The following is a 19110-nucleotide window of genomic DNA, read 5'->3' on the forward strand; positions in this document are numbered from 1 at the left end:
CTTTTTTTAGTTCTTATGGAAACTTTTTTCTTGACAGGGATCTTTTTTGTGTTAAAATAGTTCTCATAGTAACTTTAAAGTTCTTAAGAGAACTATTTGGAGGAAATGATGGACAAACCTTTACTAGAATTTAAAAAAATCGGTCATCTCATTCACCTCATGGTAGAAAGAGAGGCCAAGAAGAGAGGGCTTGAATTTAGCGCAGGACCCCAAGGTCAGGTATTGGGCTTTTTATCTCATCGTGAAAAGGAGGGGAAAGTGACCTTGATTCGGGATGTTGAGCAGGAACTTCATATCTCAAAATCCGTGACGAGTAACCTGATCAAGCGCATGGAGAAAAATGGCTTTATTTATCTAGAGCCTAGTCCAACCGATAAACGGGCCAAGTATGTCTACCTAACAGACAGTGTAAAAGATAAATTGAATGACATGAAACAATTCTTTGAAGAAGTGGACCAGGATATGATGGCTGGTGTATCAGAAGAAGAATTGGCCATCTTTTTCAGGGTCATGCATCAATTTTATGAGAATATGAAAAAAAGGAGCGAGGAATGATCAATATATTTCGGCGGTTAACTGCCAAAGAATGGGGCATGATTGCCCTTAGTACGGTCTTTATCTGTCTGGCTGTTTGGATGGATTTAAAGACTCCTGAATACTTATCCGATATCACGACCCTCTTAGCCAAGGATGGGACCAAGGTTTCTGATATTATGGATCCGGGAAGCAAGATGTTGCTCTTCTCTTTTGGAAGCTTTTTGATGGCAGTTTTTGTGGGCTTTTTGGCTTCAAGAGTCGCTGCCAGCTTTACGACGCGACTTCGAGGAGAGATTTTCCATCAAGTGATGGATTACTCTGATGCCGAGATCAAGAAATTCTCCGTTCCCTCTCTCTTGACTCGTACAACCAATGATTTGACCCAGTTACAAATCATGATTGTCATGGGGATGCAAGTTGTGACGCGTGGTCCCATTATGGCGATTTGGGCTCTGACCAAGATTTGGGGGAAGAGCAGTGCCTGGACAACGTCTGTTGGGATTGCGGTCTTGATGGTCTTGATTCTTCTCTCTGTTCTGGTTCTTATTGCCTTTCCGCGCCAGCAAAAGGTTCAAGGTTTGACCGATGCTTTGAATGCGACGACACGGGAGAGTTTGACTGGGGTGCGAGTGGTTCGCGCCTACAATGCAGAAGCTTATCAAAATGAGAAATTCCAGGCTGAAAACAAGGGCTTAACCCGTCTAAATCTCTTTGTTTATCGTTTGATGTCTTTGATGAACCCTGTCATGACAGTGGTATCAAGTGGGTTGACCCTTGCTATCTACTGGATTGGGGCGCACTTGATCAATGATATCGCCATGCCAAAAGATCCTACAAAGATCTTCACCAGTCCTGCATTAGCGGATCGGACCAAGGTCTTCTCCGATATGATTACTTTCTCTTCTTACGCCATGCAGGTTGTCGTTGGCTTTATGATGATGGTGGCCATCTTGATTATTCTTCCTCGTGCCTTGGTATCCGCAAAACGGATTAATCAGGTCTTGGCTCTAGAGCCGTCTGTTGATTTTCCATCTGAGTCCAAGACTGAGTCTGGAGAAAAAGGAAGTGTAGAATTTCAAGATGTTTCCTTCCGATATGGAAGGACTTCCCGTGCTGTGATTGAGCATGTTACCTTTTCAGCTCAGAAGGGACAAACCGTTGCCTTCATTGGATCAACCGGCTCTGGTAAATCCACTTTGGTCAATTTAATTCCACGTTTTTACGATGCGACAGAAGGAAAGATCTTAGTGGATGGGGTGAATGTCAAGGATTATAGCCACCAAGAATTGAACAATAAAGTCGGCTACATTCCCCAAAAAGCAGTGCTCTTTAGCGGCACGATTCGCTCCAATATGGAATTTGGAGAAAGTAGTCAAGGAAAATTAGAGGATGAAGCCATCTGGAAAGCTCTTGAATTGGCCCAAGCCAAAGAGTTTGTTGCCACAAAAGAGAAGGGCTTGGATACAGAAGTAGCGCAAGGAGGAAGCAACTTCTCTGGAGGACAACGTCAACGTTTGGCCATTGCGCGTGCCCTTGCACGTAAGCCCGAGATCCTCATCTTTGATGATTCCTTCTCAGCCCTGGATTACAAAACGGATCGGATCCTGCGCCAAGCCCTGAAAGAAGAGCTGGCAGATACGACCAAATTGATCGTTGCCCAACGGATTTCGACCATTATGGATGCGGATTTGATTTTGGTCTTGGATCAAGGGAAGGTCGTCGGTCAAGGCACCCACAAAGAATTGCTTGCGACCAATGAAGTCTATCAAGAAATTGCCTATTCACAATTGTCTAAGGAGGAGTTGGAACATGCATAAAACAAAACAAGAATCGTCCCTTTGGAGACAACTTTCTCCCTATTTGAAGGGCTTCCACCTATTTTTCCAAGTTGCTATCCTCTTTTCGATCGTATCGAGTATTATCACGGTTATTGGACCGGATAAGTTAAAAGAAATCACGGATACCATCACAAAAGGGATGGGAGGAGCCATTGATATTGACAAAATCACTTCGATTGCCCTGACTTTAGCCATCCTTTATGGAGTTGGAGCACTGGTGTCCTACAGCAGTAGTTTCATTATCTCAACCATGATTCAGCGCTTCGCAGAACGCTTGCGCAATGCCATTGCTGAGAAGATCAATCGTGTACCCCTCCAATATTTTGATAGCCATGAACAAGGAGATACCTTGTCTCGTGTGACCAATGACGTGGATTTGATGACCCAATCCTTTAACCAAAGCTTGGTTCAAATGGTCTCTTCTGTTGTCTTATTGATTGGCTCCATCTTTATGATGTTTAAGACGGACTGGCACTTGGCGGTGACAGCGATTGTGTCCATCTTTGCAGGTTTTGCTCTTTCCGGCATTATTATGGTCAAGAGCCAACCTCTCTTTAAGCAACAACAAGATAATCTTGCTAAAGTTTCAGGCTATGTTGAAGAAATCTATAGTGGACATAATGTTGTTATTTCCTACAATGGCCGTCATCAAGCCAAAGATCATTTTGATGCCATCAATCAAGATTTGTATCAAAGCATGTGGAAATCCCAATTCTTCTCTGGGATTATGATGCCCTTGATGCAGTTTGTAGGGAATTTTGGTTATGTCATGGTCTGTATCGTAGGGGCTGCCCTCACCATTAATGGAGATATTACCATTGGGACCATTGTGGCCTTTATGACCTATGTCCGCATCTTTACCCAACCAATTGGTCAAATGGCCCAAGGAATTACCCAATTGCAATCAGCTAGTGCTGCTATGAGGCGTGTCTTTGAATTCTTAGACGAAGAAGAAATGGAAGACGAATCCCAAAAAATACGTCAATTGGAAACAACAAAAGGTCATGTCAAATTTGAGCATGTTCGTTTTGGCTATTCACCAGACAAGACTATTATCCATGACTTTACAGCTGAAGCCAAACCGGGGCAAAAAGTAGCCATTGTTGGTCCAACAGGTGCTGGTAAGACCACCATGGTCAATCTCTTGATGCGTTTTTACGACATTCAAGCTGGTAAAATTACCATCGATGGTGTGGATACTAAGGCCATGAGTCGCGAAGAAGTTCATGATGCTTTTTCGATGGTCTTACAAGATACCTGGCTCTTTGAAGGGACCATTCGGGAAAACTTAGTCTTTAATCAAACCGATATTTCAGATGAAGCAGTCGAAGCGGCAACCCGAGCGGTTGGGGTCCATCACTTTATTCGGACCTTGCCGAATGGCTATGATACTGTATTAGATGATTCAGTGACCTTGTCCGTTGGTCAAAAGCAACTTTTGACCATTGCGCGTGCCCTCTTGAAGGATGCTCCGCTCCTTATCTTGGATGAAGCAACCTCATCTGTCGATACCCGTACAGAAGAGTTGATTCAAAAAGCCATGGACAAACTCATGGAAGGCCGGACCTCCTTTGTCATCGCCCATCGCTTGTCCACTATCCGTAATGCGGATCTGATTCTTGTGATGAAAGATGGAAATATTATCGAGCAAGGCAACCACCAAGAACTCATGAGCCAAAATGGATTTTATGCCGACCTCTACAATAGCCAATTCACAGAAGAAGTAGCGTAACAACAAGATACAAAGGGCGTGAAATGCAAAGTGAAAATAGGAAATTCTTGCAGTGAGCGATGCTCACAAGAGAATTTATCTTTTTCACACAGCATTTAGGGCGTGTTCAATTCGTGTAACGGCAAGCACAATGGTGCCTTGCCGACACGACTCACTAACTCCTCAGGTGGATAATATCGATCCACCTTCGTCCTGTCGCAATTCCAATAAGATACAAAGGGCGTAACATACAAAGTGAAAAAATGAGAGTGGGACAGAAATCGGTAATTCGTTAGAATTCGATTTCGTCGTCCCACCTCCGCACAGTTGAGTAGGGCTGTAAAAGCTGATGAAATCAGCGTAGTAGAGACCACTCAACCACTGCATCTTGCTCGACAATCCAAAAACAATTAAGAGTCTAGGACTTTTGTCCCAGCCTCATTTTTTTATCGATAATAGTAATGGGAAAGACGATTCTTAGGTACAGAAAAATGACAAAGCGTCAAAAATAGATCGCTTCTAATGTGAAAAAGAAGAAAGAAAGGATAAAAAAAGAGCCTGGCTTGACAGGCTTTCTTAGGATCGCGTATACTAGTAGTATAAAATAAGATGAAAGACAGGAGTGCCGACATGAAGCCCAATCTTCAAGATTATCCGAAATTTTATCGTTGGCTAACCCTGCCTTTTACGAGAAAGCCACATCGTGTGCAGGTTCTTCAAAGGATGAATCGAATCTTGACGTTCGTGATGCCAGGCATCTACGGCCTGGTCTTTTGTTGGCTGTTTTTTAAGAAAACTTCAATGGGAGAAATCTGGCCTTTTATCTGGATCCCTGCTTCGGGTTTTGTCTTGTTTAGCCTCTTTCGTCATTGGGTCAATGTTCCGAGACCTTATGAGAAATGGGAGATTCAACCCTTATTAGAAAAGAATTCATCCGGACATTCCTTTCCTAGCCGACATGTTTTTTCGGCGACCATTATCTCGATGTGTGTCTGCCAGTTGTCGCTTCCGCTAGGAATGTGCTCGATGCTCCTATCTCTTCTATTAGCCCTTGTCCGAGTTCTTGGAGGGGTTCATTATCCCAAGGATGTCCTCGTCGCTTGGGGGCTGGGACTCGTCTGGGGAGGACTCTTTTTGCTGGCTTGAATGAACAAATTGCTGAAAATTGACCTTTGTCTAACAGCGTATCATAGTGTATACTGGAAAGTGGACTTAGAATAGGAGAGAAGATGAAGTACAGAAAAGCAGAAAAAGCAGATCTGGATCAGGTGGTTCGAGTAGCCAGTACAGCCTTTGAGGACTATCTATTTTTAAAAGTTATCAAGGATTTGGTTCGGGATCCCAAGCAATACCCATCCTTTGTTGAGGCAATGATGCGCATCCTGGTAAAGGTTTTTCTTAAGCACCATATTTGCCTTGTGGCAGAAAAAAATGATGAAATTTATGCAGTTGCCTTGTTGCAAAAGGAACCGATCCCTTTTCGGGCCTATCTCTTAAATGGGGGATTCGGTTTGCTCAAGTTTATTTCCTTGAAGAATATGTTGTCCTACTTTAAATTTATGGAGGACACGGATAAGGAATTGGAGCAAAATGTAGATTTTGATTGGTATTTGATGCTTCTTGCAGTCGCCCCTAAACACCAACGGCAGGGCTATGGCAGTCGCTTTATGATAGAAGGAATTGAGCCTTTCTTGGAAGAGATCCAAGGAAAAAAACTAGCCTTTTATACCAATACCAAAGGAAATGTCTATTTTTACACGAAAAATGGTTACAAGGAAGTCTATTCAAGTGAGATTTGCTTTAACCAAGTAGAGATGGGTAGTTGGTATTTCTTGAAAGAACTAAAAAAACACTAAGGATACAACCTTAGTGTCAGATTGATGACAAAGTCATTTTAGAAACTTTCCTTAGGTGACTACGGACGTCAGCGAACTTCGAAGAAGTTCCATGACTTAGTTTTGAGCCTAAGGTCTCAAAACTCCCGAGCTCTTGAAACTATTAAGTTTCAAGAGCTTTTCTCACGTCGGAAAGTTTCAGTTGATGATTGAATAATTCTAACGAATAAATTTTTTTATTTTTACAGAAGTTAATAGATTTGTATAAAATAGCAATTTGTATACGCCTTCACACTAAGGTGACAACCTTAGTGTTTTTTCATTGTAGCTGTGAATCTGCTTGAATGCCGAATTTTTCAAAGAAAGCAGTTCGTTCTTCTATGATAGCATCGGTCGGATGTTTGATATTCCGTAAGAGCTCAACAAGGTCCGGCGTGACTTCACGAAGCAGTTGCCCTAAGGACCAGATAGCCGTTGCAATATGAATCTGATTTTGTGAAGTTTCGATGATGTTCAGGAGCTTAGGGATGGCCGAACGGTCATTGGCATTGGCTAATGCAATGATGGCATTGCGCTGGAGGATGTTCTTGCCTCGCCAACTTCCAGCAACATGTCCGAATTTTTCCTTAAATTGTCCGTTGGACAGCTCGATAAAAGGAATCAACTCTGGATGAGCCAGATCAGGATCGATTTCTGTTGCTAAGGGATTATCTAGCCCTTTGTTATAAGGGCAGCAAATCTGACAGATGTCACATCCATAGATGACCGTTTTAATTTTCTTGCGAAATTCTAGGTCCATCATGCCCTTGTCTTGGGTTTGGAAGGACAAACAACGCTTGGCATTCATAGAGCCATCTCCGATTAAACAGGAGGTTGGGCATGCATCTAAACAACGTCGACAGTCTCCACAACCATAGTCGACTGGCTGATCCGGTTCGATTTCGAGGTTGGTAATCAATTCGCCCAGAAACATGTAAGAACCGTATTCTTTTGAAATGACCAAGCCATTTTTTCCGATAAAGCCAATACCAGCTCGTTGGGCGACAGCCGTATCAACCAGTGCTCCAGTATCGACCATGCCCTTGTATTCAAAATCTTGCGTCATTTCTTCAATCCCAGCAGCTAAGCGGTTGAGCTTGTCTTGAAGGACATAATGGTAGTCTAATCCCCAGCTGTTGGGCGTGAATTTTCCTCTTTTATAGGCTGTTTTTTGAGGTTGCTGCTTGAGTTTGTGGGGGTAGGCGACAGCGATTGAGATGATGGTCTTAGCGGAGGAGAGACTTAATTTGGGTTGGATGCGCTCTTCAATATTCTTATGCTCGAATCCAGAATTCCGTCCTTCCTCAACGGCCAAGCGGAGCGATTTTTCCAAATAAGCGAAGTCATCAGCGGTTGTAAAGCCAATTTTTGAAATCCCAATAGAATGCGCCAGTTGGATAATGTTTTCTTTTAGTGTCATCCCTTTCATTATACACAAAAATGAAGTTTCTGGCGAGAGAGGAAAATGATGGAAAGGGCTTTCAAAAACTTTCTTTTTTTTGTATAATAGAAACATGAAATGCGAGGAGGATATTATGGGACAACCATTATTTTTACATTCAGTCATGCAGGAAAAAATTTGGGGAGGAACTCGTCTGAAAGAAGAATTTGGTTACGAAATTCCGAGCGACCATGTCGGTGAATTTTGGGCGATTTCAGCCCATCCACATGGGGTTTCTAAAGTAGCCAATGGTCCATACGAAGGAATGGGATTGGATCAGCTCTATCAAGAGCATCGGGAATTATTCGGTAATCGTAAAGAACCTGTCTTTCCTTTATTAACAAAGATTTTGGATGCCAACGATTGGCTCAGTGTACAGGTGCACCCAGATGATACCTATGCAATGGAGCATGAAGGAGAACTTGGAAAAACTGAGTGTTGGTATGTGATTGCGGCTGATGAAGGATCTGAGATTATCTATGGGCACAATGCCAAGTCAAAAGAAGAACTCCGCCAGCAAATTGAGGACAAGAACTGGGATGCCTTGCTGACAAAAGTTCCTGTCAAGGCTGGAGATTTCTTCTATGTGCCAAGTGGGACCATGCACGCCATTGGATCTGGAATATTGATTCTTGAAACCCAACAGTCGAGTGACACCACCTACCGGGTTTATGATTTTGACCGTAAGGATGCTCAAGGAAACTTGCGTGAACTTCACTTGGAAAAATCAATTGATGTGTTAAACATCGGTGAGCCTGCCAATAGCCATCCAGATACAGTTGTAATCGATGATCTTCGAATGACCACCTTGGTTGCCAGTGATTTCTTCACCGTTTATAAGTGGGAACTGACTGGAAAAGCTGATTTTGAAAAGACTGCTGATTACAGCTTGTTAAGCGTCTTAGCCGGAGAAGGGAAATTGACGGTAGATGGAAAGGATTATCCTATTCAAAAAGGAAGCCACTTTATCTTACCGAGCGATGTTGAATCTTGGACTTTGGAAGGACAAGGTTTAGAATTGATCGTGAGTCATCCATAAAAAAGAAAGGGTTTGAGTTAAAAGCTGTGAAACAACTCAAGCCTTTTTTATCTGAAAACTTTTTTTATGTTAAGCCTTGACACTGACCTAAGGGGAGGGATTATACTATCCATGTAATACTCTTCGAAAATCAAATTCAAACCACGTCAGCATCGCCTTACCGTATATATGTTACTTACTTCGTCAGTTCTATCTACAACCTCAAAGCAGTGCTTTGAGCAACCTGCGGCTAGCTTCCTAGTTTGCTCTTTGATTTTCATTGAGTATAAGGAGGAAATCATGTACCATATCAAAGAAGCTGCAGAGCTGTCAGGTGTCTCTGTCAAGACCTTGCACCACTATGACAAGATAGGACTTCTCGTCCCTGTGAAATCTGAAAATGGCTATCGGACATACAGTCAAGAAGATTTAGAACGATTACAGGTGATTCTCTACTACAAGTATCTAGGATTTTCCTTAGACCAAATAGCAGAACTCTTAGCTGAAGAAAAATCTAACTTATTGCCCCATTTGACCAAACAGTTGGACTATTTGATTCAAGAAAGACAACGTCTGGATACCTTGATTTCTACCTTGCACAAAACCATTCAAGAACAAAAAGGAGAAAGAAAAATGACCATTGAGGAAAAATTTACTGGATTTAGCTATCAGGACACTCAAAAATACCAGCAAGAGGCGGTAGAGAAGTACGGTCAAGAAGTCATGGATCAAGCGCTTGAACGCCAAAAAGGTCGAGAAGATGAGGCTACGGAAGCCTTCAACCAAGTTTTTCAAACTTTGGCGCAAAATCTCAAAGATGGTCTACCCGTATCAGCAAATGAAAACCAAGATCAAGCAGCCAAACTTTTAGACGCGATTCGAACGTATGGATTTGACTGCTCTATAGAGGTTTTTGGCCATATCGGCAAAGGCTATGTTTATAATCCAGAATTCAAGGAAAATATCGACAAGTTTGGAGCTGGCACAGCCCAGTACACTTCGAATATCATTGCCTTTTATGTCGAAAATCAAGCAAAATAAAAAAGTGAGAGTGGGACAGAAATCGGAATTCGTTAGAATTCGATTTCGTCGTCCCACCTCCGCACAGTTGAGTAGGGCTGTAAAAGCTGATGAAATCAGCGTAGTAGAGCCCACTCAACCACTGCGTCTTGCTCGACAATCCAAAAATAATTGAGAGGCTAGGATTTTTGTCCCAGCCTCGTTTTTGCTTGGATCGATTTGAAAAGAAGCTGACCGATCTAAGAGAGCTTGAATGGATGAACACAATGAAAACTTTATGAGAATTTCACAATTTTGGTTGACAGTCTTGAAAAAAAGGAGTAGAATAACCCCTGTTTTATGAAAAGAGGCAGGGAATTCCCGGCCTCATGATCTTTTTTCAAGGAGTTTTTTATGTTTTCAACATTGAAAAAATGGTTTATTGGCCGTCCGTTGAAATCTGGTGCAGAAGGTGAAGGCGGATTGCTAGGGAAAATGCAGGCTTTGGCCATGCTCTCTAGTGACGCACTTTCTTCTATCGCCTACGGTCCAGAGCAAGTTATCCTGGTCTTGATGACCGTATCAGCAGGAGCCATTTGGTGGTCCATTCCAATTGGGATTGTGGTCCTGATTCTCCTAGCCAGTTTAACAATTTCTTATCGCCAGGTCATTCATGCCTACCCTCAAGGGGGAGGGGCCTACATGGTGACTACGGAGAACTTGTCTCCCAAAGCGGGTTTGATTGCTGGTGGTAGTCTCTTGGTCGATTACATGCTGACGGTAGCGGTATCTGTTTCTTCCGGTGCAGATGCCATCACGTCAGCGATTCCATCTCTTCATCCTTATAATCTTCACATTTCCATTTTATTGGTCTTGATCTTGATGCTGATGAACCTTCGGGGACTGCGCGAATCGGCTACTTCCTTGATGATTCCGGTCTATCTGTTCATTGTCAGTACCATTGCCTTGATCGGCTATGGTGTGATCCAAATCTTGACGGGTCACTTGGCCTATAACGCAACTGCTCATGTGGGTCAAACCATTTCAGGGGTTAGTGTCATTCTCTTATTGCGGGCCTTTACGAGTGGATCGGCTTCACTAACAGGGGTTGAAGCCATCTCCAATTCGGTTCCTTTCTTTAAGAAACCAAAAGCAAAGAATGCAGCCTCTACCTTGACCATCATGGCTTTGATTTTGGGGATTATGTTTGCAGGGATTACCTTCCTCAATTACTGGGTGGGTGTCGTTCCGGCAAAAGGGGTAACAACTCTAGCCCAAATGGCCCAAGCCATCTTAGGGAATTCCCCAGTCGGACAAGCCTTCTTTTACGTCTTCCAATTATCAACAGCCTTGATCTTGGCAGTTGCGGCTAATACCGGTTTCTCAGCCTTTCCAATGTTGGCCTTTAACATGGCTAAAAATAAATACATGCCACACATGTATATGGAAAAAGGGGATCGTCTGGGCTATTCTAATGGGATTTTGACCTTGGCGATTGGTGCCATCGTTTTGCTCTTGATCTTTGATGGGCAAACAGAAAGCTTGATTCCGCTTTATACCATCGGGGTCTTCATTCCTTTTGCCCTTTCTCAAACAGGGATGGTGATCCACTGGAAACGCCAATATCAAAAAGGATTTCTTAAGTATTCGCTTGCCAATATCCTGGGGGCAGCCATCTGTTATGGGATTGTCTTGATCCTCTTATTATTCCGTTTGCGTGAGATCTGGCCCTTCTTCCCTATTATTGGTCTCTTGCTTTGGATGTTCTTGAGTATCCGTAATCACTATGATAAAGTTGCGGCTCAATTGCGCTTGGGAGGTAAGATTGAAAAGACAAGTTATGCGGGCAATACCGTGATTGTCCTTGTTGGGAATGTCACTCAGGTAAGTGTGGGAGCTATGAGTTATGCAAATAGCCTAGGAAACGATGTTATAGCTATGCACGTCTCAACGGAAGAAACCAAGGTTAAAGATGCGGAAGTGGCGGAAGAATTTAAGCATTATTTCCCTCATATTCGCTTTGAAAATGTCATGACCAGTTACCGGGATATTATCCAGCCAACAGTTGAATTTGTCTCAAAAGTAGCTGAGGAAGCCAAGGAAAAAGGCAACACTGTTACAGTCTTAGTTCCTCAATTTATTCCTAAAAAACATTGGCAAAATATTCTCCACAACCAAATGAGTTTGAAATTGAAGTATGCACTTCGTTGGCATGAAGAAGTGGTTGTGGCAAGCTATTCTTACCATTTGTCTGAATAAACACCGTATATAGAAAAGATGTCTGCTTGAGCAGGCATCTTTTTGGATTTTCTTACACGAAAAAAACCACTCGAAAGTCTTGTAAGATACAGCCTTGATCTTGAAAAAATGTTTAAAAAATGCTAGAATAAAAAGAACATTTTAGATTTTGAAAAATTCAAAGTAAGGAAAAAAATGGCAAATTTATTAAAAACAATTATTGAAAATGATCGAGGCGAAATCAAACGCCTTGAAAAAATGGCTGACAAGGTCTTTTCTTATGAAGACCAAATGGCAGCTTTGACGGATGACGAATTAAAAGCGAAAACAGTTGAGTTTAAGCAACGCTACCAAGATGGTGAGTCTTTGGATGATCTCTTGTACGAAGCTTTTGCAGTTGTTCGTGAAGCTGCAAAACGGGTTCTTGGTTTGTTCCCATACAAGGTTCAGGTCATGGGGGGAATCGTCCTTCACCATGGTGACGTTCCAGAGATGCGTACAGGGGAAGGAAAAACCCTGACAGCAACCATGCCGGTATACTTGAATGCCTTGTCTGGCAAAGGGGTGCACGTTGTCACCGTCAATGAATACTTGACCGAGCGGGATGCAACAGAGATGGGAGAACTATACTCATGGCTTGGCCTTTCAGTAGGGATCAACCTTGCAGCAAAATCTCCAGCTGAGAAAAAAGAAGCTTACCTCTGTGATATCACTTACTCAACCAACTCAGAGATTGGTTTTGACTACTTGCGTGACAACATGGTTGTGCGTGCAGAAAACATGGTTCAACGTCCATTGAACTATGCCTTGGTCGATGAGGTAGACTCCATCTTGATTGACGAAGCCCGTACTCCGTTGATCGTTTCTGGTCAGACAGCTTCTGATACGAGCCAGCTCTATCACATGGCGGATGCTTATGTGAAGACCTTGACAGAGGACGATTACATTATCGATGTCCCATCTAAAACCATCGGTTTGTCTGATTCAGGAATCGATAAGGCAGAAAGCTACTTTAATCTTGAAAACTTGTACGATATTGAAAACGTAGCTTTGACTCACTTTATCGACAATGCCCTTCGTGCCAACTACATCATGATTTTGGATATCGACTATGTGGTCAGCGAAGATCAAGAAATCTTGATCGTCGACCAATTTACTGGTCGGACCATGGAAGGACGTCGCTATTCTGATGGACTTCACCAAGCGATTGAAGCCAAAGAAGGTGTTCCAGTTCAAGAAGAAACCAAAACATCTGCGTCGATTACTTACCAAAACCTCTTCCGTATGTACAAGAAGTTGTCAGGGATGACAGGGACAGGGAAAACCGAAGAAGAAGAATTCCGTGAAATTTATAACATTCGCGTGATTCCAATTCCAACAAACCGTCCGATTGCCCGTATTGACCATCCAGACCTTCTCTACCCAAGCTTGAAATCAAAATTCAAAGCTGTTGTGGAAGATGTCAAGTCTCGTCATGAAAAAGGTCAACCAGTCCTAGTAGGTACCGTTGCCGTTGAAACCAGTGATTACCTTTCTCAATTGTTGGTTCAAGCAGGTGTCCCTCACGAAGTTTTGAATGCGAAAAACCACTACAAAGAAGCGCAAATCATCATGAACGCTGGTCAACGTGGTGCTGTTACTATCGCGACTAACATGGCCGGACGTGGTACCGATATCAAGCTTGGTGAAGGTGTTCGCGAACTCGGTGGACTATGTGTTATCGGGACAGAACGTCACGAAAGTCGTCGGATCGATAACCAGCTTCGTGGACGTTCAGGACGTCAAGGGGATCCAGGTGAATCTCAATTCTACTTGTCTCTTGAAGATGAATTGATGCGCCGTTTCGGTTCTGAACGGATCAAAGCAGTGCTTGATCGCTTCAAGTTGAGCGAAGAAGAATCGGTGATCCGTTCAAATATGTTCACCCGTCAAGTAGAGGGTGCACAAAAACGGGTTGAAGGAAACAACTACGATACCCGTAAACAAGTCCTTCAATACGATGACGTGATGCGGGAACAACGGGAAATTATCTATGCTGAACGCTATGATGTTATCACAGCTAACCGTGACTTGGCACCTGAGATCAAGGCCATGATCAAACGGACCATCAAACGGATTGTTGAAGGAGCCAGCCACTCAAGTAAGGAAGAACGCGTTGAAGCGATTCTGAACTTTGCCAAATACAATTTGGTTCCAGAAGATACGATTTCTGAAAGCGATATTGAAGGAAAATCTGACAAGGAAGTTATCGATTACTTGTATGGACGAGCAGAAGAAATCTATGCCAGTCAGGTAGCGAAATTGCGTGACGAAGAGTCTGTACAAGAGTTCCAAAAAGTCTTGATCCTTCGCGTGGTGGACAGCAAGTGGACAGACCACATCGATGCTTTGGATCAATTGCGAAATGCCGTTGGACTCCGTGGGTATGCGCAAAATAACCCAGTAGTGGAATACCAATCAGAAAGTTTCCGTATGTTTAACGATATGATCGGATCGATTGAATTTGATGTGACTCGTCTTATGATGAAAGCCCAAATTCACGAACAAGAACGTCCACGTACGGAACACAGTATTTCAACAACTGCGACTCGCAACATTGCAGCGCAACAACAAGATATTCCAGCAGATATTGACTTGTCACAAGTGAAACGCAACGATTTGTGCCCTTGTGGTTCAGGCAAGAAATTTAAAAACTGTCACGGACGTAAATTTTAAGAGCTCCTCTGAAATAGAAAGAGGATGGGTCTAGCTAGCATAAGGAGGCCGTATGGTATTCATTACGAAGAGCAATAAGATTGATGAGCAAGAGATCACTTCGCTTTACCGCTTGGAAGGTCCAGCCTTGGAGCGCAAAGAAGCGCGTGATCGAGAATTGGAAGCTATTATCAAAGGAGAAGACCAACGGATCCTTCTTGTGATCGGGCCTTGCTCTTCTGATAATGAAGAAGCTGTGATGGACTATGCCCGTCGTTTGGCAGACTTGCAAGAGCAAGTCAAAGATCAGATTTTCATTGTGATGCGGGTCTATACGGCTAAACCTCGGACCAATGGGGATGGCTATAAAGGCTTGATGCACCAACCAGATACACATGCAGCACCAAGCTTTGTGGACGGTTTGAAAGCAGTCCGACATCTCCACTACCGTGTGATTACAGAAACTGGTTTGACAACTGCGGATGAGTTGCTTTATCCAGCAAGTCTTCCGTATGTTGAGGATTTGATTTCTTATCATGCCATTGGAGCGCGTTCAGTTGAAGACCAGGAGCACCGCTTTGTATCTAGTGGGATCTCTGCTCCGACAGGCATGAAGAATCCAACTTCTGGAAATCTTTCTGTCATGTTCAATGCGATTTATGCAGCCCAACATCCCCAAAACTTTTTGTTCAATGCCCAAGCAGTGGAAACATCAGGAAATCCTTTAGCTCATGCGATCCTTCGTGGAGGCTTGGATGCAAGTGGTAAGAATATTCCAAACTACCATTATGAAGATTTGCTAGCGGCAGCAAAACGCTATAGCGAAATGGGCTTGCAACATCCCTTCATCCTGGTGGATACCAACCATGACAATTCTGGCAAACAATTCGAAGAGCAAGTACGCATCGTGAGAGAAACCATGATGAACCGTGCTTGGAACAAGGATTTGGCAACTTTAGTTCGTGGTTTCATGATTGAATCCTATCTAGAAGATGGCCGTCAAAATGAACCAGTGGTTTATGGTCAATCCATCACAGACCCTTGCCTGGGTTGGGAAAAAACACAGGCCTTGGTCAAAGAAATTGCAACGATGAATAAGTAAAAGGCAGGGGCGGAAGGAGTGATTCTTTAGCCTCTTCTCTTTTGTCAGTAAAACGATACTGAAACGATAAATAAGGATAAAACAAGATGATCAAAGGACATGGCATCGATATCGAATCGATCGCTGCGATTGAAAAAGCCTATCAGAAGAATACCCGATTCGCTGAAAAAGTCTTAACCGAGGCTGAGCGAGAGCGCTTTGAGGAATTGTCTGGAAAACGGAAAATGGAATACTTAACGGGCCGATGGTCCGCCAAAGAAGCCTTTTCAAAGGCAATGGGAACAGGGATTGGACCGGTTGGTTTTCAAGAGTTAGAAATTTTAAATGATGCCCACGGAGCTCCCTATTTTTCCAAGTCTCCTTTTTCTGGGAAGGTATGGATTTCGATCAGTCATAAGGGAGACCTAGTGTCGACCAGTGTCATTTTGGAGGAAGAAAATGAAAGCAAGTAAACATAGACCAACGGTTGCAAGAGTCGATTTGGATGCCATTGCCTTTAATGTGCAACAAGTCAGTGAGCATATTCCAAGTCAAGCCTTGAAATATGCAGTCGTCAAGGCCAACGCCTATGGTCATGGGGTCGTTGCGGTGACCAAAAAATTGGCACCTCAGGTAGATGGTTTTTGTGTTTCCAATATGGATGAAGCCCTTGAAATTCGTGAAGAAGGTTTGCAACACCCTCTTTTGATTTTGGGAGTTGTGCCGAGTGAAACAGTGAATCTAGCCAAAGAGCATGACATCCGCTTAACGGTGGCTAGTCTTGCTTGGTTGGACCAATTGCTTGGACAAGAAGCAGATCTTTCAGGATTGAAGGTCCATATCAAGGTGGATTCAGGAATGGGGCGGATTGGATTCCGAAGGATCGAAGAGATCAAAGAAGCTGAACGCCTTCTCTTAGCAGCTGGAGCTGAAATTGAAGGGATCTTTACTCATTTTGCGACAGCAGATGAGGCAGATGATCGAAAATTTCAAGCGCAATACCAGTTTTTCAAAGAAGTATTGGCTGCTCTTGAAACCCTTCCTCCCATTGTCCATGCGAGTAATTCTGCCACCTCTTTGTGGCATGCGGATACGATTTTCACAGCTGTGCGCTTGGGAGATGTCATGTACGGTTTGAATCCCAGTGGTTCTGTGTTAGACTTGCCTTATGAAATCAAGCCAGCCTTGAGTTTGGTGAGCGAATTAGTTCATGTGAAACAGTTAGAAGCTGGTCAAGATATTGGTTACGGGGCAACCTATACGACGGAAGAACCCCAATGGATTGGAACGATTCCTATCGGCTATGCGGATGGTTGGATCCGAGAGATGCAAAACTTTCATGTGCTGATTAAGGGGGACTATTGTCCCATTGTTGGTCGCGTTTCGATGGACCAGATTACTGTTCGCCTTCCAGAAGAATTGCCTCTGGGGACCAAGGTTACCCTAATTGGCCGAGATGGAGAAAAAGAAATTACGGCAACAGAGGTTGCAGATTACCGTGGGACCATTAATTATGAAGTGGTCTGTCTCTTGAGTGATCGGATTCCTCGTGACTATACAGGTGAAGAATAAGAAGAAGCAGGTGGGATTTTCCCGGATGGGCCTGCTTTTTTATAAAAGAAAGGAGGAAAAATGAATCTACACCAACCCTTATCCGTACTTCCTGGAGTCGGTCCAAAATCGGCGGAAAAATTTAAAAAGTTAGGGATTGAAACCTTAGAAGATCTGCTCTTGTATTTCCCCTTTCGCTATGAAGACTTCAAAACGCGCAATGTTTTAGAGTTGGAAGATGGTGAAAAAGCCGTCATCTCTGGGGTGGTAGCAACACCAGCCAATGTCCAATATTATGGCTACAAACGAAATCGCTTGCGTTTTTCGATCAAACAGGGAGACCAGGTCATTGCGGTTAATTTTTTCAACCAACCCTATCTAGCAGACAAAATTGAGGTTCAGCAGACAGTGGCGATTTTTGGGAAATGGGACAAGGCCAAAGGCAGTTTGACAGGAATGAAGCTCCTGGCTCAAGTGGAAGATGATTTGCAGCCGGTCTATCGAGTGACGCAAGGAGTCAGCCAAAACAGTCTGGTGAAATTGATCAAAATAGCATTCGACCAGGGCTTGGACCAGCTTTTAGAAGAGAATGTACCCCAAATCTTACGAGAGCGTTATCAACTCATGTCCCGTTCCCAAGCAGTGCAAGCTATGCATTTCCCTAAGGATCTGGCAGAGTACAAGCAAGCCCTTCGCCGGGTAAAATTTGAAGAGCTCCTCTTTTTCCAGCTGCAACTCCAAGTGCTAAAAGAAGAAAATCACGATGCAAGCCAAGGGATTTCCTTGGCCTGGGATCCAGAAAAATTAGCAGAACGAAAAAAACAGCTCCCTTTTGAGCTAACGCAAGCTCAAGAAAACAGCTTGAATGAAATCTTGACAGATATGGCTTCTCCTTATCATATGAACCGCCTCTTACAAGGGGATGTGGGAAGCGGGAAGACAGTCGTGGCCGGTCTTGCCATGTATGCAGCCTTAAGCGCTGGTAAGCAAGCTGCCTTGATGGTTCCAACGGAGATTTTGGCAGAGCAACACAAGGAAAGCTTGCAAAATCTTTTTCCAGATTTGCCAATTGCCCTTCTAACAGGAGGATTAAAGGCGGCTGAGAAACGAGAAGTCTTAGAAGAGATCGCCTCAGGAAAAGCCCAATTGATTGTGGGGACACATGCCTTGATTCAAGAGGGAGTTCACTACCAAGATCTAGGCTTGGTCATTATTGATGAACAGCACCGTTTTGGGGTTTCCCAGCGCCGTATCCTTCGAGAAAAAGGACAAAATCCAGACGTCCTGATGATGACGGCTACCCCTATTCCCCGGACCTTGGCTATTACAGCCTTTGGAGATATGGATGTGTCCATCATTGATCAGATGCCTGCGGGACGCAAGGAAATCATCACACGTTGGGTCAAGCATGAGCAGTTAGAAGTGGTCCTCGACTGGTTAGTCAAAGAACTTGGCAAAGGTTCTCAAGCCTACTTTATTTCTCCATTGATTGAGGAGTCAGAGGCGCTAGATTTGAAAAACGCCCTTGCCCTCCAAGAAGAGCTAGAGACCTTCTTTGGACAGCGAGCACGCGTTTCTCTGCTTCACGGGAAGATGAAAAGTGAAGAAAAAGATGCCATCATGCAGGCCTTTAAAGAGCACCAAGTCGATGTTTTGGTGTCTACGACCGTTATTGAAGTAGGAGTCAACGTACCCAATGCAACCGTTATGGTCATTATGGATGCAGATCGGTTTGGTCTTAGCCAACTTCACCAGCTACGAGGCCGGGTTGGTCGGGGAAACAAGCAATCCTATGCTATTCTAGTAGCCAATCCTAAGACAGATAGTGGCAAGCAGCGCATGAAAATCATGACAGAGACAACCAATGGGTTTGTGCTGGCGGAAGAAGATTTGAAAATGCGGGGTTCAGGTGAAATCTTTGGAACCCGTCAATCTGGGATCCCAGAATTTCAAGTGGCGGATTTGGTAGAAGATTATCCCATTCTGGAAGAAGCGCGGAAAGTTGCCAGCAAGATCGTAGCCACGCCAGATTGGCGCGAACACCCCGATTGGCATTTGCTCTCGCTTTATTTAGAAAAGAAAGAACATTTAGACTAAAATATAAAAAGGGAGTAGAGTGGAAATTCTT

The 19110-nt window shown here is 43.6% G+C and carries 14 protein-coding genes; 13 read left to right on the top strand and 1 reads right to left on the bottom strand.

What is annotated here, in order from left to right:
• Positions 1 to 108: 108 nt before the first annotated feature.
• The 5 genes from SM122_RS09700 to SM122_RS09720 all read left to right on the top strand — a co-directional run bounded on the left by SM122_RS09700 (position 109) and on the right by SM122_RS09720 (position 5942).
• The gene (locus SM122_RS09700; protein ID WP_021153785.1) at positions 109 to 555 is read left to right on the top strand and encodes a MarR family winged helix-turn-helix transcriptional regulator; all 447 of its coding nucleotides are present in this window, start codon (positions 109 to 111) and stop codon (positions 553 to 555) included.
• Positions 552 to 2354 carry an ABC transporter ATP-binding protein gene (locus SM122_RS09705; protein WP_195326712.1) on the top strand — a complete coding sequence of 601 codons (1803 nt, stop codon included), beginning with the start codon at positions 552 to 554 and terminating at the stop codon, positions 2352 to 2354. Before SM122_RS09700 ends, SM122_RS09705 begins: the two co-directional genes overlap by 4 nt.
• On the top strand, positions 2347 to 4107 hold the full coding sequence (locus SM122_RS09710; RefSeq protein WP_070665529.1) for an ABC transporter ATP-binding protein: 1761 nt from the start codon (positions 2347 to 2349) through the stop codon (positions 4105 to 4107). The genes SM122_RS09705 and SM122_RS09710 overlap by 8 nt, the downstream gene beginning before the upstream one ends.
• A 609-nt stretch (positions 4108 to 4716) precedes the next feature.
• Positions 4717 to 5232 carry a phosphatase PAP2 family protein gene (locus SM122_RS09715; protein ID WP_195326713.1) on the top strand — a complete coding sequence of 172 codons (516 nt, stop codon included), beginning with the start codon at positions 4717 to 4719 and terminating at the stop codon, positions 5230 to 5232.
• Between the two features lie 83 nt (positions 5233 to 5315).
• Positions 5316 to 5942: a GNAT family N-acetyltransferase gene (locus SM122_RS09720; RefSeq protein WP_049487923.1), complete on the top strand. Its 627-nt coding sequence runs from the start codon at positions 5316 to 5318 to the stop codon at positions 5940 to 5942.
• A 298-nt stretch (positions 5943 to 6240) separates the two neighbouring features.
• Here the strand turns inward: SM122_RS09720 and queG are convergent, their stop codons facing one another.
• Entirely contained in the window at positions 6241 to 7380 is a 1140-nt protein-coding gene (gene queG / locus SM122_RS09725) for a tRNA epoxyqueuosine(34) reductase QueG (RefSeq protein WP_070665525.1), read from the bottom strand.
• Positions 7381 to 7495: 115 nt separating this feature from the next.
• On the opposite strand from queG, the gene manA reads away from it, so the two are divergent.
• The 8 genes from manA (at position 7496) to recG (ending at position 19079) form a co-directional block, all read left to right on the top strand.
• Positions 7496 to 8440, top strand: coding sequence for a mannose-6-phosphate isomerase, class I (gene manA, locus SM122_RS09730; RefSeq protein ID WP_003005297.1), 945 nt, complete (start codon positions 7496 to 7498; stop codon positions 8438 to 8440).
• Between the two features lie 279 nt (positions 8441 to 8719).
• Positions 8720 to 9460 carry a MerR family transcriptional regulator gene (locus SM122_RS09735; RefSeq protein WP_154358838.1) on the top strand — a complete coding sequence of 247 codons (741 nt, stop codon included), beginning with the start codon at positions 8720 to 8722 and terminating at the stop codon, positions 9458 to 9460.
• A 372-nt stretch (positions 9461 to 9832) separates the two neighbouring features.
• Positions 9833 to 11677, top strand: coding sequence for an APC family permease (locus SM122_RS09740; RefSeq protein WP_155170152.1), 1845 nt, complete (start codon positions 9833 to 9835; stop codon positions 11675 to 11677).
• A 174-nt stretch (positions 11678 to 11851) separates the two neighbouring features.
• Entirely contained in the window at positions 11852 to 14371 is a 2520-nt protein-coding gene (secA, locus tag SM122_RS09745) for a preprotein translocase subunit SecA (protein ID WP_155170150.1), read from the top strand.
• A 52-nt stretch (positions 14372 to 14423) separates the two neighbouring features.
• On the top strand, positions 14424 to 15452 hold the full coding sequence (locus SM122_RS09750) for a 3-deoxy-7-phosphoheptulonate synthase (RefSeq protein WP_003014498.1): 1029 nt from the start codon (positions 14424 to 14426) through the stop codon (positions 15450 to 15452).
• An 86-nt stretch (positions 15453 to 15538) separates the two neighbouring features.
• Positions 15539 to 15904, top strand: coding sequence for a holo-ACP synthase (acpS, locus tag SM122_RS09755; protein ID WP_031572889.1), 366 nt, complete (start codon positions 15539 to 15541; stop codon positions 15902 to 15904).
• Positions 15891 to 17003, top strand: coding sequence for an alanine racemase (gene alr, locus SM122_RS09760; protein WP_155170148.1), 1113 nt, complete (start codon positions 15891 to 15893; stop codon positions 17001 to 17003). The genes acpS and alr overlap by 14 nt, the downstream gene beginning before the upstream one ends.
• Before the next feature lie 60 nt (positions 17004 to 17063).
• Positions 17064 to 19079 (top strand): ATP-dependent DNA helicase RecG, encoded by a 2016-nt coding sequence (gene recG, locus SM122_RS09765; RefSeq protein WP_155170146.1) that lies wholly within the window; start codon positions 17064 to 17066, stop codon positions 19077 to 19079.
• Positions 19080 to 19110 lie beyond the last annotated feature (31 nt).

The organism is Streptococcus gingivalis (assembly GCF_035544715.1).
Classification (GTDB): Bacteria; Bacillota; Bacilli; order Lactobacillales; family Streptococcaceae; genus Streptococcus; species Streptococcus gingivalis.